This is a genomic window from Micromonospora sp. URMC 103 (assembly GCF_051386435.1).
In the GTDB taxonomy this organism is placed as follows: domain Bacteria; phylum Actinomycetota; class Actinomycetes; order Mycobacteriales; family Micromonosporaceae; genus Micromonospora.
In genome coordinates this window covers 1,883,938-1,907,941 of the sequence record NZ_JBPQTR010000005.1, presented here as the reverse complement: position 1 = coordinate 1,907,941, position 24,004 = coordinate 1,883,938, and the positions used below count along the sequence as shown (strand labels likewise).

17 protein-coding genes and 2 pseudogenes are annotated in these 24,004 nt (G+C 69.3%); 6 read left to right on the top strand and 13 right to left on the bottom strand.

All coding sequences use genetic code 11. The features are described from left to right. Window positions 1–228: 228 nt before the first annotated feature. The 8 genes from ACSNOA_RS22010 to ACSNOA_RS21975 form a co-directional block, all read right to left on the bottom strand. A complete protein-coding gene (locus ACSNOA_RS22010; protein WP_436660997.1) occupies window positions 229–1,158 on the bottom strand; it encodes a replication-relaxation family protein in 930 nt (309 codons plus the stop codon). Window positions 1,159–1,880: 722 nt separating this feature from the next. Then, window positions 1,881–2,366: a hypothetical protein gene (locus ACSNOA_RS22005; protein ID WP_436660996.1), complete on the bottom strand. Its 486-nt coding sequence runs from the start codon at window positions 2,364–2,366 to the stop codon at window positions 1,881–1,883. 57 nt (window positions 2,367–2,423) lie between these two features. Beyond that, on the bottom strand, window positions 2,424–4,808 hold the full coding sequence (locus ACSNOA_RS22000) for a PKD domain-containing protein (protein WP_436662407.1): 2,385 nt from the start codon (window positions 4,806–4,808) through the stop codon (window positions 2,424–2,426). 465 nt (window positions 4,809–5,273) lie between these two features. After that, window positions 5,274–7,778, bottom strand: coding sequence for a type IV secretory system conjugative DNA transfer family protein (locus tag ACSNOA_RS21995; RefSeq protein ID WP_436660995.1), 2,505 nt, complete (start codon window positions 7,776–7,778; stop codon window positions 5,274–5,276). Next, window positions 7,775–9,568, bottom strand: a complete 1,794-nt coding sequence (locus tag ACSNOA_RS21990) for a VirB4 family type IV secretion system protein (RefSeq protein WP_436660993.1) — start codon at window positions 9,566–9,568, stop codon at window positions 7,775–7,777. The genes ACSNOA_RS21995 and ACSNOA_RS21990 overlap by 4 nt, the downstream gene beginning before the upstream one ends. Then, on the bottom strand, window positions 9,565–10,536 hold the full coding sequence (locus ACSNOA_RS21985; protein WP_436662406.1) for a PrgI family protein: 972 nt from the start codon (window positions 10,534–10,536) through the stop codon (window positions 9,565–9,567). The genes ACSNOA_RS21990 and ACSNOA_RS21985 overlap by 4 nt, the downstream gene beginning before the upstream one ends. Window positions 10,537–10,649: 113 nt before the next feature. Next, window positions 10,650–11,579 carry a hypothetical protein gene (locus tag ACSNOA_RS21980; protein WP_436662405.1) on the bottom strand — a complete coding sequence of 310 codons (930 nt, stop codon included), beginning with the start codon at window positions 11,577–11,579 and terminating at the stop codon, window positions 10,650–10,652. After that, window positions 11,576–11,950 carry a pilin gene (locus ACSNOA_RS21975; RefSeq protein ID WP_436660992.1) on the bottom strand — a complete coding sequence of 125 codons (375 nt, stop codon included), beginning with the start codon at window positions 11,948–11,950 and terminating at the stop codon, window positions 11,576–11,578. The genes ACSNOA_RS21980 and ACSNOA_RS21975 overlap by 4 nt, the downstream gene beginning before the upstream one ends. A 469-nt stretch (window positions 11,951–12,419) precedes the next feature. Here ACSNOA_RS21975 and ACSNOA_RS21970 point away from each other — a divergent pair, with 469 nt between their 5' ends. Continuing rightward, complete coding sequence (locus tag ACSNOA_RS21970) at window positions 12,420–12,902, top strand: hypothetical protein (protein WP_436660990.1); 483 nt, start codon at window positions 12,420–12,422, stop codon at window positions 12,900–12,902. Window positions 12,903–13,130: 228 nt separating this feature from the next. On the opposite strand, the gene ACSNOA_RS21965 is transcribed toward ACSNOA_RS21970, so the two are convergent. Further along, on the bottom strand, window positions 13,131–14,000 hold the full coding sequence (locus ACSNOA_RS21965) for a hypothetical protein (protein WP_436660988.1): 870 nt from the start codon (window positions 13,998–14,000) through the stop codon (window positions 13,131–13,133). A 695-nt stretch (window positions 14,001–14,695) separates the two neighbouring features. Here ACSNOA_RS21965 and ACSNOA_RS21960 point away from each other — a divergent pair. From ACSNOA_RS21960 to ACSNOA_RS21945, 4 genes and pseudogenes are all read left to right on the top strand, one after another. Beyond that, window positions 14,696–15,586, top strand: coding sequence for a hypothetical protein (locus ACSNOA_RS21960; RefSeq protein ID WP_436660986.1), 891 nt, complete (start codon window positions 14,696–14,698; stop codon window positions 15,584–15,586). Beyond that, complete coding sequence (locus ACSNOA_RS21955; RefSeq protein WP_436660985.1) at window positions 15,579–16,589, top strand: TRM11 family SAM-dependent methyltransferase; 1,011 nt, start codon at window positions 15,579–15,581, stop codon at window positions 16,587–16,589. The genes ACSNOA_RS21960 and ACSNOA_RS21955 overlap by 8 nt, the downstream gene beginning before the upstream one ends. A gap of 34 nt (window positions 16,590–16,623) precedes the next feature. Continuing rightward, complete coding sequence (locus ACSNOA_RS21950; protein WP_436660984.1) at window positions 16,624–17,052, top strand: DNA cytosine methyltransferase; 429 nt, start codon at window positions 16,624–16,626, stop codon at window positions 17,050–17,052. A gap of 202 nt (window positions 17,053–17,254) precedes the next feature. Continuing rightward, window positions 17,255–17,380: pseudogene (locus ACSNOA_RS21945) on the top strand (integrase); the annotation flags it as partial. A gap of 22 nt (window positions 17,381–17,402) precedes the next feature. Here the strand turns inward: ACSNOA_RS21945 and ACSNOA_RS21940 are convergent. Beyond that, window positions 17,403–19,049: an amidase gene (locus ACSNOA_RS21940; RefSeq protein ID WP_436660983.1), complete on the bottom strand. Its 1,647-nt coding sequence runs from the start codon at window positions 19,047–19,049 to the stop codon at window positions 17,403–17,405. Window positions 19,050–19,467: 418 nt separating this feature from the next. Between ACSNOA_RS21940 and ACSNOA_RS21935 the strand changes: the two are divergent. Continuing rightward, window positions 19,468–19,833 (top strand): annotated as a pseudogene (locus ACSNOA_RS21935) (hypothetical protein); the annotation flags it as partial. Between the two features lie 69 nt (window positions 19,834–19,902). Here the strand turns inward: ACSNOA_RS21935 and ACSNOA_RS21930 are convergent. From ACSNOA_RS21930 to ACSNOA_RS21920, 3 genes are all read right to left on the bottom strand, one after another. Further along, window positions 19,903–20,244 (bottom strand): ArsR/SmtB family transcription factor, encoded by a 342-nt coding sequence (locus ACSNOA_RS21930; protein WP_436662404.1) that lies wholly within the window; start codon window positions 20,242–20,244, stop codon window positions 19,903–19,905. Between the two features lie 1,198 nt (window positions 20,245–21,442). After that, window positions 21,443–21,979: a GNAT family N-acetyltransferase gene (locus ACSNOA_RS21925; RefSeq protein ID WP_436660981.1), complete on the bottom strand. Its 537-nt coding sequence runs from the start codon at window positions 21,977–21,979 to the stop codon at window positions 21,443–21,445. Continuing rightward, window positions 21,976–23,967, bottom strand: a complete 1,992-nt coding sequence (locus tag ACSNOA_RS21920; RefSeq protein WP_436660980.1) for a heavy metal translocating P-type ATPase — start codon at window positions 23,965–23,967, stop codon at window positions 21,976–21,978. Before ACSNOA_RS21920 ends, ACSNOA_RS21925 begins: the two co-directional genes overlap by 4 nt. Window positions 23,968–24,004 lie beyond the last annotated feature (37 nt).

Below are 24,004 nucleotides of genomic sequence, written 5' to 3'. Positions count from 1 at the left end.
GCGGTGGTTCCTGAGGTGGGACCGGACCGGGTAGAGCGACATCAAAAAGGTGGTGACGACGAAGGTAGCGGGCCGATCTGTCAGCCAGCCCCGGTCACATGATCGTCAGAAATGCCGGTGACCTGCGCCGTGAGACGTAGAGCCACGTCGGTCCAGTCTGAGGCTGCCAGGCTGTGAGATCTGGACACCTCACACCGAGGTGGTGTTCCTGATTCCCGATCTGTGGTGTCAGCCGTGGTTCTCGGGGTCGAGGTCGAAAGGGCGGTCGTTGGTGAAGCGGTGCGGGTTGCTGGCCGGGTTGTCCGGACCGTGATCGGATGGCAGCTCGTGCAGCCGGCGCCGCGGCCCGCGATCAGAGGCGAGGGTCCAAGCGGGACCGGCGGGATGCTCGGCGTGAATGCCGGTGGCCACGGGCATGGTGGTGGGCACGCCGGCGAGCGCGGAGAGCAGGTTGGTCTCGCGGCGGCGGCTGGGCACGCGCAGCAGTACCGGGTAGCGGGGACCGTAGATCGCGAGCTGTTCGTAGGCGCGGAGCTTACGCAGGACGGTACCGAGCGGCTCGGTGCCGTTGTCGTGCTCGAGGAAGAAGCCAACCTCCCGGCTGCCTGCTATCCAAACGCCGTGCCCGTCAGGACGGACGCCCGAGCGGGCGAACACCGCGGTGGCGTGCTGCTCGGACCACCAGCGCGCCAGCCTGGCGCTGGGGTCGCGGCGGGCGTAGGCGATCAGGTCGATGAACAGCTGGTTGGTTCCCAGCAAATGCCGCAGGTTGCGGCTGCCGACGATGCGTTCGGTGCGCTCGACGCTGGAGCGGGGTGCCCGCACGTCCGGCCGCTTGGGGTCGTTGAACGTGCTGGGATGGACAACCATCCCGAGGGGCCCGAGGGTGTAGAGGTTCTGGCCGCTGCCGGTGGTGACGTCGACGAACCGGGTGACCGCCTCCAATTGGTGCAGAACTGCGAGTCGGAGCAGGGCCGAGCGGCGAGACGGAAACAGGGCCTGCGCGATCTGATCGGTGGACAGGATGTAGTGCTCGGCCAACCACGACAGCAGTTCATGGTCACGGCCGGTCAAACGGCGCAGCCGGTCGAGCCGGTCCAGCCGAAGTGAAGAGGGGCGGCGGGCAGATGGGCGTGAGGACTGACGAGCGGTGGACACGAGCGAGCTCCCTTGGGCGGAGTAGGTGGAACCCCCTGAGTGAGCAGGGGTGTCTGAGTTCGGAGCGATGGCGACCGACATCGGTCAGCGCCGGTGTGCAGGGCGGACCGGCCCGGTGGGTGGATTCGCCGTACGTGCAGGTGATTGGTGGTGAAGGGCTGGTGAAGCCCATAGGGAGGGGGCGACGCTGGACCAGCGGCAATGGAAACGTTGCCGACTGACAGATCAAACTGTCCGACCCAATCCGGCACGACCGGACGCGTTCAGACTCGGAACAAGGTCGAGACCTTTGTGATCTGTGCTCGTTGTCTCCGGCCTACGCCGGTAGACAGACGCGGCTCATCGACATGCCCAAAAACGTGGTCAGGCGTGCACGTCACCGAAAGCGAGCCCGCGACGATCCCCGATATGAGAGGGGCGGCCAGATACGGATGCCTCACCTGGGCAACGTGATCCCCGGCGGATCTTGCGCTCGGCCAGCAGCAGGTCTGCCTCCCGCAAGGCCAGAAGGCTGTATCGCTTGACGGCTGGACGTCGGCGAGCTGCAGCGGATCATCGAGCAGCGAGGCCGAGACACTCGGAGGAGGCCGGTTGCCCGGCAACCAGCTGAGCAGGGATCGGTAAGGCACCCGGCAGCGGCGGCCCTGGTCGTGAGCGAAGGCGTCCGGGGGTGCGGTATGAGGAGCTGACGCGCAGGTATGCGCACCGCTCAGGGTCAGGCGCTAGGCAGTTTCTGCGGCGTCCGATGGTCTGGTCGGCCAAATCTGGACGAGCCATTCCTCTGCACCCCGGTGGTCGACAGACCTCGCAGGCAGGGCGGCGGCCTGCTCGCGGCCGCGGCAGTAGGCCCTGACCTCGTAAGTCCCTGGGTGAGGCAGGTGGATTTCGTCGCCGGCGAACGCTGCCATGACCGACATGAACTGGACGGTGCCATCCTGGCTGTCGAAGTCGGACTCTTGGATTCGGTCCCAGGTTCCCGGATCTGCAGGGGGTTCGCTGGCCCACAGCTCCAGCCGCACCCTGGGGTAGAAGTTGTTGCCCGCGGAGCGGAAGAGGACTCCGCTGGCGCCGCCGATGACGAGGTCGTCGCCGGACCGGTCGAACTCCGCCAACGGTGCGCCGACGTTGATGGTGTCTGACAGTTGAAACATTCGGAACTCGACGTATGGGGCAACCTCGTAGCGCCTGATGGGGCCGGGCTCGGGCATGCCTCTCCTAGGAGGTGGTGGCGGCCGGTTGGCACCAGCCGCCACCACCGGTGTCAGTTAGCTGTGAACGGTCAGGTTCCCGCCCGCCAGCGGTTGTGGGTCGAACAGGTCCAGGTCGTAGTCACCCTCGGAGCGATTGTCGTACACCGTCTCGAATCCGGGGATCCGGCCGCTGGACAGGGGCCAAACCACTAGTCGAACGCTGTCTTGCGCATCGTCGCCGTATGCGACGAAGCCGTAGCCTTCCTCGCCGTTGACGGTGCCGCTGCCCTTGACCGCGACTCTGCCCGTGGGGGTAACCACCAGCCATTCGAGGGCGGTGGAGTCGAGGCTGAAATTGGTACCGGCGAGTTGTGCAGCGACCTTGCCGCCGCCGGGTATCGGGCCTGTCTCACCGGGCTGATACTTCACGTTGAACTGGACGTGCAGTCGGCTGCTCTGTTGCGGATCAGCCGTCAGTGCGCCCGCAGGCGAGTCGAGATACCCGCCCTGGGTCGCGAACCCGCCTTCGGGGTCGTACACGACGATCATCGTCTGAGCCTGTCCAACCCCGCCGTCGTCGTCTGTCACAGTCGTCTTGATGGTGTACATGCCGGCGTGGGCGTAGACGTGTGAGCGAGCGCAGGAGCCGTTCTGGGCGGCGAATTCCTCGGTCTGCCCACCGTCGTCCCAGGTGATGCGGCACGTGTGGGTGTCGTTGCTTCCAGGATCGGTGAAGAGACCGTTGAGGGGTACCGCGGTGCCGACGCGGTACGCGGACCACGGCTCCACACCGGTGCCCGTCATCCGCGGTGCGACGTTGCGAACGTGGACGGTTGCGCTGTCACTGACGGCCGCGTTGACGCCGTCGTTGGCGGTGAGGGTGACCGTGTACGTGCCGTCGTCGGTGCAGGTGATTTTCGTGGCTGCGCTCTGGCTGTTGCTGAATGAGCAGGTGGCGCCGGCATCCACGTCAGGGCCAGCGGTGTAGCTCCAGCTCTGAGCGGGAGTCGTTTCCAGGTCGCTTGCCGATCCGGTCAACAGGATCGCCGACCCCTCGTCTCCCGTGACGTCAGGACCTGCGCTGACCGACGGAGCCTGGTTCGGCACGGAACCACCACCGCCACCGCCACCGCCGCCGCTGAAGTCCGTGTTCACCAACACCACGAAGAACTTGTCCTGGTGGAGCACTCGCTGCGAATTCGTGTACCAGTAGCCCAGATGGCCGCCGCCAGTGCCATTGTGAAGAGCGTTGATGGGCTTCGCCGAGAAGTTCAGCGCCGGATCAGCCACGGAGGCACCCTGATACGTGGCGCGGAACGGGTACTCGTCGCACTCCCTAGCCTCACCGTTAGGACCTACCTGGTAGGGCTGCGGGAAGTCCGCCTCGCAGGTGGCGACGGCGGTGCTGTGGTTGTTGTCGTAGATCGCTCGGTCGTAGGCAGGGTAGAGGCGGGTGAGCGCCTTTGGTTGTGCCGCATCGGGGTTGCCTGGCACGTCCTTGGCGCCGAACGCCGGCTTCGTGACGCCGGGCTGCCGGAACGCCTCGTAGACGTGCCACGCCTCCTCGTAGACGTCTGATCCTTCTGCGAGGTCGAGGCTCCGGAAGTACAGCTCGGTCTTGTGGAACATGCAGCCCCGCTTGCCGATGAGGTAGGACGCCGAGTCGCATCGGTATGAGTTGCCGGCCGTCTCACCCTCCTCGTCCATGAACTTGATCCGGCTGCGGAAGTCGAAAACGGCGATCCCGTCGTCGCCGTAACCACGACTCGGATCCTGCAGCCAACGCTGCTGAGTCTCGCCGAACGCCATCCAGGCGGCGACCGGACGGGTGTCGGTGTGGCCCTGGGGATCCTCGACGCAGGGGCCGGGGGAGTAGTTGGTGCTGCACAGCATCTCGACGGTCAGCGGGAAGGCGCCAATGTCACCCTTGACCTTGTCCCACTGATCGAGCCTTGTCACCCAGTTGATCTGGTTGAGGGCAGGATCAACCCAGTCATTCTGCCTGGTGGGAGGCATCCCACCGTCCCAGCCTTCGCCGCGGGTCAACATCCGGAACTCGGCGTACCCGACCTGGTTCTCCCACAGGCAGACGCCGAACACCTTGTACGCGCACACGACGTGCTCGATCGAGTAACGCGTCGACTCGCAGTACTTGTAGTGATTAAGGACGATGCCGCCAGTCTGTTCGGCGTAGAGTTCCTCGTTGCAGTAGTCGGTGGCTGCGAGCCGGGCGCCCGTACCCTGCTGCCCTTCCTCCCGAGCTAGCTGGAGACGCCGCTTCCGCTGCTGCTCCTGCTGGGCTTCGTCGTCAGCGTTGCTGGCTCGGGCGGACGGCGAGCTGGCAGCTCCCAGTTTCTTGATCCGAAACTCGCCGGCGCCGGTGCTGGCGGTTGTTGGTTCGGACGCAGCCGCGTGCGCCGGTACCGCGCTCGCTGACATCACCAACGCAAGAGCTGTCACGATCAAGCCCGCGCGTCTCACCGCCCTGACACGCCTCGTCGATTTCCGTCGAGGTACTCGCATGGGACCTCCCCCGTGTGGAGTGATAGCTAGCTGTCGGCGATGGCCTGCAAGCGCAGGCGCGCCTGGTCGTCGGCCACCGACGATCTTGCGATGGAGTGTGTCAGGGATTCACGATCTTCGCTGCCCTGACGGCTACTTGCGCTTAAAGACGACATTCCTGAAGTGCGCCGGCTCGACAGGACCGACGCCCAGCCGGCGAGAGTCGGATCGACGCCGCGAGGCCGCAAGTGGTTGCCCGACCTTCGGACGTGATCCGAACCCCGGCGGCCAAACCGACGTAAAGGGCCTCCCGCGATCGATGAGCTCAGTCCCTGTCTGCACTTGAGGTGGCGCCAACTGAAACCGTGGCCACCGATGTACCCGCCCGGTATGCCCGTCAGGTGCGTTTGGTGGTGCGACCGGTCAGCCGCCGTTGTGAGCACCGCCTGCGCCACGCCTACGGCGGCGATCGTCAGGCCGAGATGAGAACCGGTCGACAAGTGCGTCGACGGCGCTGGTGTTCTGTGACCGCACAGTGCAGGCGGCGGCCCGTCGGATCGCGGTCGCCTCTCCGACGATGGGTTTGGGCGGGCGGGTGCGCAGGGTGAACGCCGGTGTCTGTCGCCCCTGCACGACGAGGCGAGCGGCGGCGGTGTAGGCGTCCAAATGGGTGAGGTCGTGCTCGTCAAGTTCGGGCAGAGTATGCCGGGCGAGGACGCGGGCGTCCTCCGGTGCGCAGGAGAAGTAAATCTTGTTGCGGGCGTTGGCGCTGACGGCTGCGAGAAGGTCTTTCGGGAACTGGGCCAGGTCCTGATGAGCGAGGACCATGGACAACCGATACTTGCGGGCCTCGGCGAGCATCGTGTCCAGGCTGTTTGCCAGAGTCAGGAAGTTCTGCGCCTCGTCGATGATCAGCGTGGCGTCCCGGCGCCGGTCCGGTGGCAGGCTCGCTCGTGCCGTGGCCGCTTGCCAAACCTGGGCGAGGATCAGGGAGCCGAGCAGCTTGCTGGTGTCCTCACCCAATTGCCCCTTCGGAATCCTGACCAGCAGGGCGCCGCCGTCGAGCACCTCACCCATCTCGAAGCTGGGCTGGGGGTAGCGCATGCTGCGTTTAACAAAGTCCCGCAGCAGGAACGCCCGCAGCCGAGCAAGAACAGGGCCGATGACCTGGGACCGCAGGGCCGGATTGAGTTCGTCGTACCACTGCCAGAACCCGGACAGGCCGGCCGGGTCGTCGAGACCGACGGTCATCGCCGACCGGAACTGGGCGCTGTTGAGCAGGGGCGGGATGTGCTGCAGGGTGACGTTGGCGTGCCGCAACAACGTCAGACAGGCCACCCGCATGACGTCATCCATCCGGGGCCCCCACGCTTTGGCGAAGATGTTCCCGAAGATCGACACGATGTTGTCCACCACCAGGTCCGGGTCGGCACCAGCGAGGGGATTGACGTTCGGCGGGTTCGGCTGGTCCGGGTCGAAGATGACCAGGCGGTCGCCGACAGAGGCGGGGAGCCGGTCGAGGATGTCGAGGACGAGGTCGCCGTGCGGGTCGATCACCACCGTGCCACGGCCGGCTTTGATGTCGTCGACGGCGAGGTTCACCAGCAACGTGGTCTTCCCGGAGCCCGTCGATCCGACCATGTGCGTGTGGTATCGGGCGTCCGGCACCGACAGCCCAACAGTGTGCCCCCCGACTTCGGCCGTGCCGAGAACTTTGACGCCGCGCCCGCCGGTCGCGACAGCAACTGGCGCGGGCATGGGCTTGGCCCGGGCGCGGTCCAGGCCGGGTACGGCCAGGTCACGCGGTAGCGCCGCCACGGCGGCGAGCTCCGGGCCGCTCACCAGGAACCCGGCGCCGAGCCGCCGTGCGGCGAGCACGACCACCGGACGGCTCAGACGCGGCTGATGGGTGAGGCGGTTGCGGCCGGTGTATACGGCGAAGGAGGAAGCGACCGTATCGGCAATGCCCCGCAACCTCGGATACGGGTCACCGTCTCCGCGGCGGGAGGCCGCGGCGATGCCGTAGCGGATGCCGACGACCCAGAGCGGGTGACTGGTCTTATCGAGGATCGCCCGCACATCCCGCTCCACGCCGGGGTCCCTGCGAACGGCCGTTTCGCTACGGCGGCCGGTGGGGGCGGGCAGGAACGCCTCGAGTAGCCACCGCAGCGGCGCGGCGGGGTTGACCGTCGGGACCACGGTCGTGCCGCGGCGTAACCGCCCGGCGGCCTGCCGGGCTCGCGCCGCCCGCCGTGTGCTGGCGCAGCGGACGAGGATCTGCACGCAGGCATGCTCGTTGGGCTTGAGCTGGGAGCCGGCGGACATCAGCGCCCGCAGCGGGTCACTGTCGTGATCAGTGCGTAAAGGCAGCCATTCGGCGGCGGCCGGAAGCAGCTGCCCGCCCACCGCGGCCGGCACGTCGAGGGGAATCGGCGGGGACTGGTCGTGCGTGGTGCAGGCCGCGCCCGGCCAGGCGGCCCGGACGGCGGATTCGACCGCACCGCGCGGAACCGTTCCGGGCACCCACACCGAGACGAGCAAGTGTCGGCCGGTCCAGGTGTACTGCCACACCACGTGCGGGCTGCCGTAGATCAGCCTGCGCCGCCGCGACGGAGTAAGCGTGCCGTGCAGGTTCGCCCAGAAGGCCGCAGCGGCGTGCGGGCCCACCTCGGGCGGCGGAGCGACAGTGATTAGCCGCGCGCCAGCCACGTGTCGGCCGTGCTGCCACCCGGCGAGGAGGTTACGCCCGGCCACGTACGCGACAAGCATCGCGGCCGCGACCGCGAGCAGCCACGGCCGTGCGGCCGCCCACGCGGCGGCGTCCAGCACCCACCGTGCGGGTGGGCTGGATGGGACCACGACGCCGGTGCCGGGCTCGGGCGGGCCGGGCGCCGGCGTGAGCGACACCAACAAAATCAGCAGGTTCATAGGATGTCTCCCGCTTCGTCGTCGAGGTCGACCAGCTCGGACGGCGTGGTGGTGGCGAGCCGGTGCTCGGCGGGCGAAGAGATCGACTCGAATGCGGTCCGGTGGGTGCCGCAGACGAGCAGGCCCTGTCCCACGCGAGCGGACAACAGCATCCGTCGTTCCCCGCCGGTGAGGCCGAAGGCGTCGGCGACGGCGTCGATGGCCTGCGGGGCCTGCTTCAGCAGGATCTGGGTCGCCGCGTTGGCAGCGACGGCCTGGCCGAGGTCGGTGCCGAGGATGTCGGCGACGTCCTGGGTGATCACGGCCAGGCCGGCGTGACGCTTGCGGGCGGCCTTGGCCATCCGGGCGAGGAACCGGGCGCCCTCACCGTCGCGCATCAGCAGCCACGCCTCATCCACGACAACGAGCCGTCGCGCCGCCGGGCGGCTGGGGGCGTCGACCTGCCGCCAGATCGCGTCCAACGCCAGGAGGGTGCCGACGCCGCGAAGCTCGTCGGGCAGGTGCCGCAGCGACCAGACGACGAGGTGCCCGTCGGGGCGGCTGGTGGACGGGCCGTCGAACAGCTGCGAGAACGAGCCGTGCACCCATGGGGCGAGGCGGGCGGCGAGCTGCCCGGCGGCCGGGTCGGGGTCGGTGTGCAGGCAGTCGGCCAGGTCGCGCAGGAGCGGGGCGGGCCGGTGATGGGTCGCCGGGTCGGCGGTGATGCCCGCCTGCCGGTAGACGGCCAGGATCGCCCGGTCCAGGGCGGCCCGCTCCGCCGGTGGCGGCTGCTGGCCCAGCAGCACCGCGGTGAAGGTGTGCAGGAAGAGGCCGCGGCGGGTGAGCACGTCGGGCCGGGTGTCCCCGGCGGGCAGGTCGAGGGGGTTGATCTTCACGCCGGCCACGCCGAGGCGTACCACGGCGCCGCCGACCGCGTCGGCCAGGCGGAGGTATTCGTCTTCCGGGTCAACGACGGCGACCTGCACCCGCTGGTACAGGTTGCGCAGGATCTCCAGCTTCACGAAGTACGACTTGCCGGCCCCGGAGCGGGCCAGGACCACGGAGTTGTGGTTCTCCTGCGCCCACCGGTCCCACCACACGATGCCCTGCGAGTCCGGGTTGACCCCGTAGAGCACCCCGCCGTCGGCGGGAGGGTCGCCGGGCAGCGGCGCCGGCAGATCCGCGCTGGCGAGGGGGAACGCCGCGGCGAGGGCTGCGGTGTCCATGGTGCGGCGCATCTGCAGGCTGTCAGTGGCCAGGGGCAGGGTGGTGGTCCACCCTGCCAGGTGCCGCCAGGTGGCCGGCTGCACCTCAATCAGCGTCGACGCGGCCGCCGCTTTCACCTGCGCGCACGCCTCCAGCAAGGCGTCTTCGGTGCGGGCGTGCACGGTCAGGTAGAGACCGACACGGAACAGCTTCGCCGCGCCGCGGGCGAGCCGGTCCGCGAGGCCCGCCGCGTCGTCGGCCGCGGCCTCCACCATCGGGTCGGCGAGCTTGCCGCGTTCGATGTCGGCGCGGCGGGACGATTCGAACCGGGCGCGCTGGTTACGCAGCCGGGCCGCGGCGATTGGCGCCGGTATCGGGTCGATGTGCAGGGCGAGGTCGAGCCGGCCCGGCCACGACAGGAGCGGTTCGAGCCAGGCGGGACCGACCTCGGCCGGGTAGCCGGTCACCACCAGCGTGGCGGCGTAGCCGTCGCCGACCCGCAGGAAGCGGGGAGTGACCTCCACCGCGGCAGGCGCGACGGTGGCCGCCAACTGTTGGGGCTGTCCACCGTGATCGGCGCGGCGGGCGAGAGGACGTAGCTTCACGTGTGTCGGTTCCTTCCGGGGCGGTGACGCTGGTGGGGTGCCGGTGAGGTGATGACGGTGTCCGGTGCGGCGAGCCCGCCGGGCCGTGCCGGCCGGTAGGGATCGGCGGCGGCCGCGATCGCGGCGGTGACGGCTGACCCGTCGAGAGCACGGGTGGTGACGCCGAGGCCTGACAGGGCGCGGACTGCGTCGTCGGCCCGCCGCCGGGTCGCGTGTTCACCGCGCTCGCCGCTACTGCTGCGGGTGACGATGAGGACCTGCCGGCGCAGCGGGTCCCGGTGTTGGGCGAGGTCGTCGAGGAAACGGGCGTGATCGGCTGCCGCGTTCGCCAGCGCCGAGTGCGGTAGATCGTCCGCCGCCCGGGACAGTGCCTGGGCGGCGGAGTGCAGGTCCACCGGTCGCGCCGACACCACGATCTGCGTCGGTGTGGACAGGCTGTTGAGCCAGCGGCCGAACGTGTCGATCAGTGCGGTTTGCTCGTCAGCGGTACGCAGCGCGAGGTTGACACTCGACGCGGCGACCATCGCCGCCCGCCCACCGCCGAGGCGGATCTCTCCGCCATCCTCGATGGCATCGGCGGGCAGCCTCAACGGGGCCGGCAACATCATCGTCGTCGGCGTCTGCACCCAATCCGGGAGCCGGGAGCCCGTGTCGGTCGTCGACAGCGCGTGCGGGGCCCGCGAGTGGCGGACTGCAGCGACCAGCCAGACATCCAGCGGCAGGCCGTCGCGGCGGCCCACCGCCACCCCGAAGACGAGACCCCCGACCAGCACCGCCGCACCGACGAGCATCGGCACCGGCACGAACGGGTGCAGGACGCGCCACGCGCCGTAGCCGCCGAGAGCGGCGGCGGCGAGGATCGCCAGTTGCCGAAACGTCAGCCCGTAGAGCACCTTGTCGGGGGCGTCGACGTCGGCGGGGACACGAGCCCGGTAGGGCTTCGGGTCGGAGTCCTGTATGGGATTCATCGCTTGATTCGCACCCTTCAGCTGGCGGTCAGCGGAGACCGGTATCGAGTCGTCACGGTCTGCTGGGCGTGTGGCACCGCGATTCGATCTCACGGCGTCGTCGTGGTAGCGGGTCACCGGCCCGGCACGCGCAGCGCGCGGCCGAGGCCGGGAAGGGAGCGGCTGACCTGCTGCACGACGATCACCCGCGCCGCAGCGCCGAACATGTTCCCTCCGCCGCTGCTGCCAGCGGCCACGTAGCGACGCATGAGGGCCGGGACCCGCAGCGTGGTCCAGAGCATGACCATGACGACGAACAGGTTGATCACCCCGCCGGGTTCGACCGGCAAGCCCAGCGTCGGCAGCAGCTGCTGCGGGTCGGTGAGCATCCACTGCCCGGCGTACAGGGTGAAGCCCTGCACGACGGGCACCGCGAGGACGCCGGTGTACGCCCGCCACCACAGGCGGGCGAGCGAGTCGGTCTGCGGCAGCGCGTGGCATGCCAAGGCGAGCGGCGCGGCGGCGGTCAGGATGAGCACGACCGCGAAGCGGACGATCACGCTGAACGCGGTGCCCGCGAGCAGTACCGCGATGATCGTCACGCAGATCACGAACAGCAGCGCCGCGATCTCGTCCTGCCCCGCACTGATATGGGTCTCGACTGCCTCCAGCGCATCGTCGCCGCCTGCGTCACCGGCGGTGAGTGCGCCGGTGACGGCGTTGGCCAGGTCGATGAGCAAGCCGCACCACAGCTGCGAGAAGTGGGCGGCGACGAACCCGACGATCAGGCGGGGGAGAAGGTCCTTGACCGTGTAGCGGGAGGTTTCGTTGCCGCCGGCGCTCATGGTGAGCACCCCGGCGGCCAGGAACGCCAGGACGAAGACGGTGTCCACGACGAGCACGGAACGCCCGGTCAGAGCCTGCACCTGCGGCAAGCTCGTGACGTTCGGGGTGATCAGTAGAACGTCGCTGATCACCCCGAACAGCGCGTCCAGGGTCGCGAGGATCGCCGTGGACAGCCAGTCCAAGAGCTGATCGAACACGAAGCCTGCCACGGCCGTCAGCCTCCGACGATGCCGCGCACGACCTGCAACAACACCGGGGAGAGCACGGCGAGGCCGTAGCCGACCAAGGCGTTCTTCAACGCTCCCTTGGCCCGCTCGACCTGCGCCGGGTCACCGCCCGCGGTGGCCCAGTAGACGCCGGCCAGAACGAGGAACAGGGTGGCCAGGGCGGCGAGGATGCCCATCAGCCAGGACTGAAGGTTGCCGATGACGACGGGCAGGGAATTCGCCGCCAGAACCACCCCGCCGGGGTCGGCGTGCGCGGTGGCCGGCGCCGACAGCAACAGGACCGCGACGGCGGGCACCGTGCCGACGCGGCGGATGGCCTTGGACCGGGTGAGGGCACGAAGACGTGCTGGGATGCGGAACATGGATGTGGTCACCTCCGGCCCCTGACAGCCGTGCATCAGCTGTCAGGGGCGATCGCGGGCGGTCAGAGAGGGGTACCGCCGCAGGGGGCGCGGGCGCGGACAGCGCCACGAACGCGGACCGTCCCCGGGAGGAGCACGTCCTCCCTTGTCGGGTAGCGGTGGTTCGATGAGGTGTCAGCGCATCAACCTGCGCGGCACCCGAGGCGTCCGGCACGCGAAGCGGCCCGACATCAGCCCGGCCCCCTCACGGCGGGTGAAAGCCCGACCCGGGTCCGGCGATGCTGGTGCCGTCCCAGGGAACTTTCGCACCCTCAAACCGTCCGCTGTCAGCTCTGACGAACGCCCCCGGGTCTGACACCGCTCTGACACGGCGCCAACAGGACCACCGCGGGTCTAACAGCAGCAGCTCAGTCCCCACTCGCTCTGCGGCGCCAAGGTCATATCCTCGACTCAGAGGGGGCGGACGGGCGTGAAGCGTTTTGACGGTGCTGCTTGCGGGGTCGTCCGCGGCCAACTGGTCAAGGCGAAAGTCCTGCGCCACGAGCCGTGGGGGATCCTGGCGACCGTCCTCGAACAGCCCGATGTCGGCGCGTCCGTGGACGCCGGGCTGATCGACAGCCCATCAGGATCGCCGAGGGCGCTTCCCGAGGAATATCCGCCGGTCGGCGCCGAGATCGACGCCGTCATCACGGAGATCGACCGGTACTACCCGCCGGTCTGGATCCGCCTGTCAATCCGCGCCAGCCACCTCGAGGCGCTCCCCTGGCCCTGCGCCTTCTGCGGCGAACCGACGGTCATCAGCGCAGCCGGCGACGGCGTCACGATGGATGTGAAAAGCGCGGACGGACCTGGAAGCACGTCTGTTGTCAGTCACCGACGCTGCCTCATCAACCTTCTGCACCACAGCGCCGTCGGCGAGCCAGCGCGCGTGGCGAGGGTCGGCGAATCCTGACACCAGGACTTGCCCTCACTCAGCAGTGAAGGCGCATACGTTGAACTCCGCCAGGTCCAACAGCGCAAACCGCGCCACCAGTTCCCGGAATCCCACTCCCGGTGCGACCTCAACTCATTGGTCAAGACGGCAGCCGCGCCGACCCGAGTCGGCAACAGCGATCACACACGGTCGACGGGAACGGGTGCGGGCCCGACCGCAACGGTCGGACCCGCAATGATCGGGTACTCAGGCGGCCAACCCAGCCGTCGCGACCGGTGTTTGCGCGGCCCCGGCGAGGACCGCGGCGCGGGTCCTTTTCCGGTGCGTGGCGCTCGCGGCCAGTTCCGCGGCGGCCTGGGGGGACGGAACGCCGGTGAGCACACCGGTGACCAGGGCGCGGGCGAGGCGCTCGTCGATGCGTCGGGCCCGCATGCGCAGGGCGTCGACGGTGATGCCCATGGCGGCGGCGATCGGCTCGATCGCCCGCCGGCCCAGCCGCAGGTCAATGTAGGGCTGCTCGTCGCAGACGTCCAGCAACCCGAGCGCGACCGCCCGCCGCACCAGCAGGTCAGGATGACCGTAGGGGACAGTGGGAGTACGCGGCCCTGCCACACGCTCCACATCGTCGACGGGCACGGCCTCACCGACACGCCGGCGCAGCGCGAACCCGGCTCGCCACCCCGCCATGCACAGCGACGCGTACGGCGCCGGCTTCGACAGGTCCACCCGGTCGCGCAGCGCTGCGAGAAACCCGGTGAGGATCTCCGCGTCGATGTCATGGGCGTCGCCGGACCAGCCGACACGCAGCTGACCGGCGCAACGGCGTAGCGCCGGCAAGGCCATGCCTGCTGCCGCGACCACCCACGCCGGCCCCTGCAGACGCGCCCGCAGCACCAACTCCCTCCACACGGTGTCACGCACGGTGTAGGCGCGCGGGTGCGCCAACAGCCAGCGGCGCAGCGCCGGCAATGTCATGACACCGCCCGGCAGGCCGTTGTCACTTCCCACCATGTCAAGGTCGAATGTCATCGGATTGGGGTCGTGTGTCAGTGCCGTGAAGGCGGCCTCAACGGCGTCCAGTGGCGAGTCGGGCCAAACCATGTCGGACAAAGCCATCTCAACAACTCCCCGGTTAACGAACAACGGCACGCCGACGCGTGTCGCCCGACGATGACGCCACAACGGCCTCACAGGCACCTGACACTGAGCTCACGCACCGACACCACATGCGCCACCGCGGCGACGCCGTATCCGACACGACGCCACAACACCGGCCCGGCCCTCGACTTGGCCGATCTGACAGAGTCACCCTCACCTGCGGACTCCGCTGCGCCATCGCCTCGAACGCCGACGTACGCCGATCCCGCGACGAGGTACGGGGCTACCGGCACGACACCTGACAGCAGGGCAGGTGCTTTGACAGACACCACGGCAGGCCTGACAGCCGGGCCGCTGACAGATCCGACGAGCCTGACAACGACCAACGCCAGTACGCCGGTGTCGCCCAAAACGGGTGCGCGTGACACGACGCGGGTTGGCAGCGGCGTCGGATGACACTGACGCCCGCACGTCCGTCGGTCTGTCACCACCGGCCCGGGCAGAGCCACTGATGACGAACGATGGCCGCAGCGGTGCGGCCATCTGTCCGCAGAACGCGCACGCCGCGACCGAACGTGCCTCAAGCCATCGTCGTCAGATCGCGGCGCCTCGCTGTCAGAGGTATGTCAGACGTCGGGGGCGTTCGCCAGACCTGACAAAGCCCGGTTTGAGGGCGTCAGCGCATCACCGCGTGGCGCGGAGCCAACATTCAGATGAGCGAGCACCCGCCGCAGCACCACCACGACCCTGTCCACCCGGTCGAGCCTCAGCCGGTCGACCCGACCCTGATCGACGAGGTCGCCGGTGACCCGCCGGTCCCGGTCACCGTGTGGCGCACCGCCCACCACCCGGCCGACACCGGCCGCAGCATCGGCACCCGACTGGCCTACCGCCTCGTCGCCGCCTACACCCGCCCCGGCGAGGTCGTCGTCGACCTCACCACCGACCACGCCCTGACCGCCGTCAGCGCGGCCGGCGGCCGCAGGCACCACCCGGCCTGGTTCACCGACGCGTCAAGCCTGATCATCGGACCGTCCACCCCACCGGCACCCCCCAACACCGCCACCCAGAGCGACGGCGGTGACGTGCCGGACATGACCGCCTGGTTCGGTGATGACCTCACCGACCCCCAACTGCCCACCGAAGCACCCACCACCGTCCCCGACCCCAAGGCCCTCGCCGCAGCGACGAGCCTGGTCGTGGCCTGCTGGCCACTAAATCACGCCGACACCGTCAACCGGGTCCGGCTAGCGTGGCTGCTGACCGCATGCGTGCGGCTGCTGCGCCCCGGCGGCTGCCTCGTCCTCATCGTCACCGCGCCGGCCGCCACGACGGCCGGGCCGGAGGACTTCACACCGGTGGCCACCGCCGCCGCCTCGGTCGGTTTGGGCTACCTGCAGCACATCGTCGCGGTCGCCGCCGACACCGACGGCGACACCTTCGTCTACCACCTCACCGACGAGGAACTGCTCACCCTCACCCACCAGACCCGCCAGCAGCAGTGGGCGGTGGCGCACCTGCGCGTCCACGCCGACCTCCTCGTCTTCTCCCCGGCGGCGGCAACGCGCGACGGGCGCCGAAACGGGGGTGAGCGCCGTGGCTGACCCCACTCCCACCTCTGACCACCGGAACGAGCAGGCCGAAGACACCTCCGGTGGCCGGCACCGCACCTACGAGGGCCGGCACCGCGACACCGACGGACGCCACCACACCGCCGTGCCGGAGGGTCTGTCCGTGTGGGCGACCGCCCAGCAGACCGGGCCGGTGCAGCGGCGCGGCCGGTACGTGCCCGAGTCCGTCAAGCACCCCGCCAGGATGCTCCCGGCAATCGCCGCCCACGCGGTACACGCCTACACCCAGCCCGGCGATCTCGTGCTCGACCCGATGTGCGGCATCGGCACCACCCTCGTCGAGGCGATCCACGCCGGCCGCGACGCCATCGGCGTCGAGTACGAGCCGCGCTGGGCCAACACCGCCGACGCGAACATCACCCACGCCCACACCCAGGGCGCCACCGGGCGGGCATCCGTGGTCCGCGGCGACGCCACCCGACTGGCCTCCCTGCTACCCGCGGCACTGACCGGACAGGTCGCCCTCGTCGTCACCTCACCCCCGTACGGGCCCACCGTGCACGGCCTCGTCCGCCCCAGCCCAGATGGGGTGGCGAAGTTCGACAACGCCTACAACGACGGCACCGACCGCGGGAACCTCGCCTACCGCGACCTCACCGGACTCGCCGACGGGTTCGAACAGATCCTGCGCGGCTGCGCGGGTCTGCTGCGCCCGGGCGGCACCGTCGTGGTCACCGCCCGGCCATGGCGGAAGAACGGGCAGCTGATCGACCTGCCATCCGCAGTGATCGCCGCCGGACTGCGTGCCGGCCTCGCCCCGACGGAACGGTGCGTCGCGCTGCTCGCAGCGGTCCGCGACGGGCACCTCATCGCCCGGCCCTCGTTCTTCCAACTCCAGCAAGTCCGCAAGGCCCGCACCGCCGGCACCCCGCTGCACCTGATCACGCACGAGGACGTGCTGATCTTCCGCCAACCTCGCACCAACCCGGACGCACCGAGACCGGACGACACCACCGACGACAGCGGGGGTGTGTGATTGACCAATCGCACCCACCGCGAATCGGATCCTTGTGCACCGGCTACGGCGGCCTCGACCTGGCCGTCGAACTGGTGCTCGGCGGCCGACTCACCTGGTACGCCGAGGTCGACCGCCACGCCCGCACCGTCCTGGCCCATCACTGGCCCGGCGTGCCCAACCTCGGCGACATCCGCGCGCGCCAGCATCAGCGGCGAACACTCCAGCCTCTGGACCAGCGTCGCCGACGCCATTCGCATACTTCGACCCGCTCGTCTTCGTGGAGAACGTCGCCGCACTGCGTCGACGCGGCCTCGACGTCGTCCACGTCGACCTGGCCGCGATCGGGTATGACACGCGCTGGCTGTGCCTACGCGCATCCGACATCGGCGCCGCCCACCGTCGGGACCGGCTGTCCCTGCTGGCCACACCCACGCAACACGCCCCCGCGAGCTCGGACGCTGCCCACCCCGTGCGCCCGTAACGGCAAAGCCCCAGGCCACCAGCATGGGCTATCCGACCTCGTCGAACCCGGCGGCACGGCCTACGGACTGCTACCCACTCCCACGACGGTCGCCTACCGGTCGAGCCGATCTCCGTTCCCGGAAGCAGCCCGTCGGCCGAGCCTGCCCGGCATCGCCGACCGGCTGCTGCCCACCCCATGGGCCAGTGACACCGGCACCGCGGTGCGCTGGCGCAACGCCAGCGCCCGCCACCCCGACGTCCTGGCCGCCCAACGCCGCGAAGGCGCCCGTATCCGCAGCGAACGCCAACACCGATGGGGTCAGGCCGCCCAACGGACGGCAGCCTGACCAACATCGCGAGCGTTTTTGGTCACGGCCCTAGCGGTGGGGTGCTGGCTGGTGGCCGGCGGTGGTGGGTGGCCTGTTCGTAGTCGTAGGCCATCGCGAGAAGGGCGGGTTCGGTGAACGGGAGGCCGAGTAGTTCGGCGCCGATCGGCAGGCCATCAGGGGTGAAACCGGCCGGCACGGTCAGCGCTGGGAAGCCGGTGTTGGCGGCGAGGGGACAAGTGCTGCCCGGCTGGGCCTGCGGAAGCGTGGTCGCCTGCTGCGAGACGGTGGGATACAGCAGCGCGTCGAGGTCGAGACTTCCGAGCAGATCCCGCAGGGCGTGCTGGAGTTTGGTCCGGTTTGCCAACTGCTGGGCGTACGCGTCGGTGGGCTGGGAACGGTTGAGTCGCTTGCGTAGCGTTTCCAGTACGGTCGGGGTTACCTTGCCGGAGGTGACGATGTCGGCCAGGGTGACCACGTCATGTGGTCCCTCCAGCTCGGCGAGGCCTTGCGGGAAACGGATTCCGGGCTGGGCGAGGTAGCGGTTGAGGTCCCGTTCGAATTCGTCGTTGACGACGTCCGAGGTGGTGACGAGTTCCAGGATCCGCTGCTGGTGCCCTACTTCGACGACCGTCGCGCCTTGCGCGGTGAGGTCGACCGCAGCCTGGCGGATCAGGTCGGTTGCGGGTTGTTCGGCCGGGGACACGCCGAGAGTGTCCGTTAGCAGCCCGATCCGCTTGCCACGCAGCGCGGTGGTGCTCAACCCGCTGGTGTAGCTGCGCGGTGTCTGCCCGATCGCGGCGGTGGTCACCGGGTCCGCGGGATCATAGCCGACGGTGGCGTCCATGACCAGGGCCACGTCCCGCACGGTGCGGCCAATTGGCCCGCCGACGTCCTGGGTCGCCGACATCGGCTGGATGCCGTCCCGGCTGGACAGGCCGAGGCTGGGCCGCAGCCCGACCAAACTGTTGTGCGCGGCCGGGATCCGGATCGAGCCGCAGGTGTCCGAGCCGATCCCGACCGGAGCGAAGCTGGCCGCGACTCCGGCGCCGGTCCCGCCGGAGGAGCCGCCGGGGTTGCGGGTCTGGTCGTACGGGTTGCGGGTCTGCCCGCCGAGCGAGCTGAGTGTGGTGATGCCGGAGGCGTATTCGTGCAGGTTGGTCTTGGCGATGATGATCGCTCCGGCGGCGCGGAGCTTGGCGACCTGGGTGGCGTCGTCCGGCGGTCGGAGTCCAGCCAGCGCGACGGAGCCGTTGGTGGTAGGCAGATCGCGGGTGTCGTAGTTGTCTTTGACCAGGATCGGGATGCCGTGCAGCGGGCCGCGTACCCGGCCTTTCCGGCGCTCGGCGTCAAGTGCGGCGGCCTCGTTCAGGGCCTTCGGGTTGACCGCGATCACGGCGTTGACGCCGGGCTGGTCGGCGTAGGCGTTCTCGTAGGCGTTGATTCGGCGCAGGTACTCCCGAACGAGCTGCACCGAACTGACTCGTCGGGACTGAAGCAGTTGCCGGAGGTCGTCAACCCCCATGACGACCACGTCAGCGGCCAGGCTCGACCGGTCTGGTGGACGCGCAGCCGCCGACCGCCCACCCGGCACAATCACCGCACCTCCGACCACGCCGAGTACTACCAGAAGCGACACAACACGCCGTAGACGGGGAACATCAGACTGACTCGCGATGCGAAGGGCCATGAAATGAAGTCTGATCACGACCGCAGACATGAGACATCCAGTTAGCCATACAAGATCCCTTAAGCGCGACCCCCTACGGGATACCGGGTTTCGCTACGCGGACGCGTCCCGGTGGGTCATCCAACCCGGCCAACGTTTGTGGTCACAGCACTAGACACCTACGAGGTGGAGCGGGCGCCGGTCGGCCGGACGGTGCTGCGCTTCACCGACCGGGCATTCACAATCGCCACCTACACCAACCCGCTGCTCCGCTTCGCCCGTACCCGGATCGCACCCGCGGTGATCCCCGTGGTGATGGCGCCACGGTTCGTGCGCACCACCGCCTTCCGGAGGATGGCCGAGTTGGACATCGGCTACCGGCACAGCCCGCTGTCGGCGCAGGGCCACGAGGCCCCCCCGCAGAGGGCCACGGGCGGGGGACCGGCTCCCCGACAGCCCACTGTCTACCAATGGGCAGACCCTTCACCAACTCACGGCCGCTCCCGGTTGGCATCTGCTCCTGTGCGGGCCGGCCGAAGTGTGGCCTTCCGCCTCCACCACCGCGCTGGACCGCTACCCGCTCACCGTGCACCGAATCGGCGCGGCCGATGTCGGAGCGCCCGCAGCGCCAGCGCTGCGCAGGCTCGCCGTTGCCGGCGGCACCGCTGCGGTATACCTGGTTCGCCCTGACGGACACATCGGCTACCGGTCCCGGTCAGCACACCTGAGCGGGTTGCTGACCTACCTTGACCGTTGGCTCGGCACGCAACTCCGGCCACCGCGATCGTCCTCGACCGGGAATTGACGCCTGCGGTTGCCAGCGCCGAACCAGCCTGTCACCCCTGCGCGCCAGCGCGGTCCCCGACAGTGTGACTCAGCGGGTCCGTTTCGTCGCCCGCTTGCGCGGCGGCGTCAACAGGTCGGCAATCGCCGTGATCGCGTCCGGCACCAGCCGGTAGTACGCCCACACGCCGCGCTTCTCGCGTTCCAGCAGGCCGGCCTCGGTGAGGATCCGAAGGTGATGACTCACGGTCGGCTGAGAGAGACTGAGGGGCCCGGTGAGGTCAGTGACGCAGGCCTCGCCTCCCGGCGCGGACTGGATCAGGCTGAGCAGACGCAGTCGGGCCGGATCGGCGAATGCCTTCAACACTCCCGCGAGCCGCTCGGCATCGGCGCGCTTGATCGGCTCGCCGGCAAGCGGCGAGATAACAGGCATTGTTTTCGCAGGTAACACGCCTTCCATCGTTACACGCCATCGGTCGGCCAATGGAACCGGATCAGTAACAGACGAAGATCACAACCGGCTGCGCGGGGAGTCGGAGGCCGCGACAGCGCGGCTACGAGCGGGTGACTGTCCATACGTCCGTCCGCGAACGCCAGTCCGGCGCGGTAAGAACGCAGCACACAAGGGCGCAGAGTCGGTTGCCAGAGCGGCAGCGGCGAGAGCTGGATCAGATTCATGAATGAGGTGCCTGTGATGTCTACCTCAACGCTGATGTGGCTCCGTCGCGGAACTAGGCCGGAGGTCAGATTTTGTCGCCGCTGCTCTTGGCAGCGGGGGCGAGGCGGTCGATCGGTTCGGCAAGTTCGTAGTAGGCAGCTTCGAATGCCTCGTCGGTGTCGACTCGGATGCGAGACCGGACTCGTGCGGCTGAACCTGGCCGAGTGCGGTCGCGGAGGCGCGACAAAGACGGCGCCGGTGCCGGCGGAGGCGACTCCTACCCCGACCACCATGGCCAGTGTTCCGGCCCAGAGGGCGGGGGTCGCCATGCCGACTGCCGCGAGGAGAAGTCCCAGAACAGCGCAGGCTGGGGCGCCTGCACGGCCGATGATGCGACCGGTGGCGTTCGTAGTAGAAGGTGCCGAGGAAGAAGACACTGACCATCAGAGCGGTCGTGACGAGGATGAGCAGCGTTCCGACGGCCACCGGTCGAAGTAGGAGGAGGCGCACATCCATGAGGGGCTGGCGGCCAGGCGCTGGCGGACGACGAACGCTGCATAGAGCACCACTGCCGCGACCAGCAGAAGGCCCTGGTCGGCGTGGCCCAGCCTCGATCTCCCACTTGGAGCAGGGCGTAGATCAGGGACCCGGTGACGGCCGTCACCAGCACCGCGCCCGGCACATCAAGCCGATCACCCCCAAGCGGGCGAGGCTGCGGCGGAAGCTGCTTGCGGAAAGAGTGAGTAGGAGAACGAGCCGCATGGGCACGTTTATAAAGGCAACAGCGTTAACCGTTTGCAAGTCGAGGGGCCTGAGGGGATTTGGGCGGGCACCATCACCGGCAAGGGCCACCACCCGTCACCGGCGGAACGCCTGGCAGGGCGTAATCAATGTTGTTTTGTCGCTTTCCCGAGCCACCTGAGCTTGATCCAGTTCCGCAAACGCGCCCTGGGCCACCGCGGTCCCTGGGTGTTCAGGGACTGGTCGATGAGCGGTGGTCCCAGGTTAGGAGGGGGCGGGGGCTGCGCCGGGTGAGGGGGTCGTCGCCGGTGAGTTCGAAGCCCGCAGCTCGGGCGACGGCAATGCTCGCGGCGTTGTGCGGGTCGATGCGCAGGATCACGCGACGCTTGCCGAGCTGGTAGGCGTAGGTGGTCATCAGTTGGACGGCGCGGCTGGTGAGTCCTTTCCGGCGGTGGGCTGAGCCGACGGCGTAGGCCAGCTCGGCGTCGCGGCCGTGTGGAGTGCGGCCGGTGGGGTTGGTGGGGAAGAGGAGGATTTCGCCGAGGGGGGTGTGTCCGTTGGTGGTGATGGCGAGTTGGATGCTGTGGCCTCCGGCGCGGCGAGTGCGGGCTTGGTCGAGGTAGTTCCGCGCCGCCGTCAGGTCGAACGGCGAGGCCAGTGGCGTCCATTGGGCGACGTCGGGGTCGTCGAAGAGTTCGACCATGACGGGCAGGTCGTCGTCGGTCCATTCCCGCAGGTGAAGGCCGAGTCCGGATATGCGGATCGTCACGGTTGTCCTTCCGTTGCTGCTGGGCTTGCTGTCTGGTGCCAGGCGGCTCGGCGGAGCAGACGGAGTCCGTTGAGGCCGACGATGATGGTGGAGCCTTCGTGGCCGGCGACGCCGAGTGGCAGGGGCAGGGTGCCGATGAGGTCCCACGCGACGAGTACGGCGATGAACGTGGCGGCGATGGCGAGGTTGGCGACGACGAGCCGGCGGGCGCGGCGGGCCAGTTGGACGACGGCGGGCAGGGTGGCGAGTTCGTCGCGGGTGATGACGGCGTCGGCGGTGTCGAGGGCGAGGTCGGAGCCGGCGCGTCCCATGGCGACGCCGACGTGGGCGGCGGCTAGGGCGGGGGCGTCGTTGACGCCGTCGCCGACCAGGACCACCCGGTTGCCGCGGCTTTCCAACTCGCGTACCGCCGCGACCTTGTCCTGAGGGAGCAGGCCGGCGCGGACGTCGGTGATGCCGACCTCGGCGGCGAGGCGTCGGGCGGCGGGTTCGTTGTCACCAGTCAGCAGGACCGGGTTCCCTCCGGTTAGAGCGGTGAGCTGGGTGACGGTGGCGGCGGCGTCGGGGCGGAGCGTGTCGGCCAGGCCCAGCACGCCGACGGGTTCGCCGTCGACCTGGACCACGACGGCTGTTCGGCGGGTCTGCTCCAGCTCGTCGACGAGGGCGCGCAGCGAGCTGTGATGGCCGGTGTCGAGTGCGGTGGGGCGGCCGACGTCGACCTGGTGGCCGTCGACGCGGGCGGTGACGCCGCGTCCGGGAGTCGAGGTGAAGGCTTCCGGCGTGGGTAGCGGGAGCTGCGCCGTGCGGGCGGCGATGACCATGGCGCGGGCCAGGGGGTGCTCGGAGGAGCTTTCGGCGGCGGCGGCCAGCGCGAGCACCTCATCTTCGGTGCGCTTGGTGTGGGGTAGGAGCCGGATGTCGGTCAGGTGGGGGGTGCCTTGGGTGAGGGTGCCGGTCTTGTCGAAGGTGACCCGGGTGGCGGTGGCGAGGTGTTCCATCACGACGGCGGACTTGACGAGCACGCCGTGGCGGCCGGCGTTGGCGATCGCGGACAGCAGCGGCGGCATGGTCGCCAGGACCACCGCGCACGGTGAGGCGACGATCATGAAGGTCATCGCCCGCAGTAGCGTCGGTTGCAGCTCGGCACCCAGGGCCAGTGGGATCACGAACAGGGCGATCGTGGCGGCGACCATGCCGACGGAGTAGCGCTGTTCGACCTTCTCGATGAACAACTGCACGCGGGCCTTGGTGGCGCTGGCCTCGGCGACCATGGCGACGATTCGGGCGATGACGGTGTCGCTGGCTGGGCGGGTCACGCGGACGCGGAGCGCGCCGGTGCCGTTGAGGGTGCCGGCAAACACCTCGTCGCCGGGGTACTTGTCGACGGGTGATGCCTCGCCGGTGATGGTTGCCTGGTCGACCTCGCTCGCGCCGTGGGTGACCTCGCCGTCGGCGCCGATCCGCTCGCCGGGGCGGACCAGGATGACGTCTCCCACGTACAGGTCGGCGGCTTCGACGGTGTCCTCGCCGGTCGCGGTGAGGCGGGTGGCCGTGTCGGGTGCGAGGTCGAGCAGGCCGGCGACGGAGTCCTCGGTGCGTTTGGTGGCGATAGCTTCCAACGCGCCGGAGGTGGCGAAGATGACGATGAGCAGCGCCCCGTCGAGGACTTGGCCGATGGACGCCGCGCCGATCGCCGCCAGGACCATCAGCAGGTCAACGTCGAGTTTGCGCTCGCGCAGCGCCTGCAACCCGGCCCAGCCCGGCTCCCACCCGCCAGCGACGTAGCAGGCCAGGAAGAGCGCCCACCACACCCAATCCGGGGCGGGGGACAGGTGAGCCAGCAGACCCAGCACGAACAGGCCAGTTGCCGCACCGGCCCAGCGGACCTCGGGCAGCGACCAGAGGGCGGTCCGCCGCTGACCCGCTCGGCGCGGGGGGAGCGGCGGTGCGGGTTGGGCGGTAAACGGGTTCTCGACGCTCGTCGTCACGGGGGCATCTTATATGCGCAGTCATGCAGATACGCAA

What these genes read in the sequence shown, in the direction of transcription:
- ACSNOA_RS21930 (WP_436662404.1), bottom strand. Translation starts at nt 20,244, where the DNA reads ATGCCTGTTATCTCGCCGCTTGCCGGCGAGCCGATCAAGCGCGCCGAT.
- ACSNOA_RS21965 (WP_436660988.1), bottom strand. Translation starts at nt 14,000, where the DNA reads ATGGCTTTGTCCGACATGGTTTGGCCCGACTCGCCACTGGACGCCGTT.
- ACSNOA_RS21985 (WP_436662406.1), bottom strand. Translation starts at nt 10,536, where the DNA reads ATGAATCCCATACAGGACTCCGACCCGAAGCCCTACCGGGCTCGTGTC.
- ACSNOA_RS22005 (WP_436660996.1), bottom strand. Translation starts at nt 2,366, where the DNA reads ATGCCCGAGCCCGGCCCCATCAGGCGCTACGAGGTTGCCCCATACGTC.
- ACSNOA_RS21940 (WP_436660983.1), bottom strand. Translation starts at nt 19,049, where the DNA reads ATGGCCCTTCGCATCGCGAGTCAGTCTGATGTTCCCCGTCTACGGCGT.
- ACSNOA_RS21975 (WP_436660992.1), bottom strand. Translation starts at nt 11,950, where the DNA reads ATGTTCCGCATCCCAGCACGTCTTCGTGCCCTCACCCGGTCCAAGGCC.
- ACSNOA_RS21995 (WP_436660995.1), bottom strand. Translation starts at nt 7,778, where the DNA reads ATGAACCTGCTGATTTTGTTGGTGTCGCTCACGCCGGCGCCCGGCCCG.
- ACSNOA_RS21960 (WP_436660986.1), top strand. Translation starts at nt 14,696, where the DNA reads ATGAGCGAGCACCCGCCGCAGCACCACCACGACCCTGTCCACCCGGTC.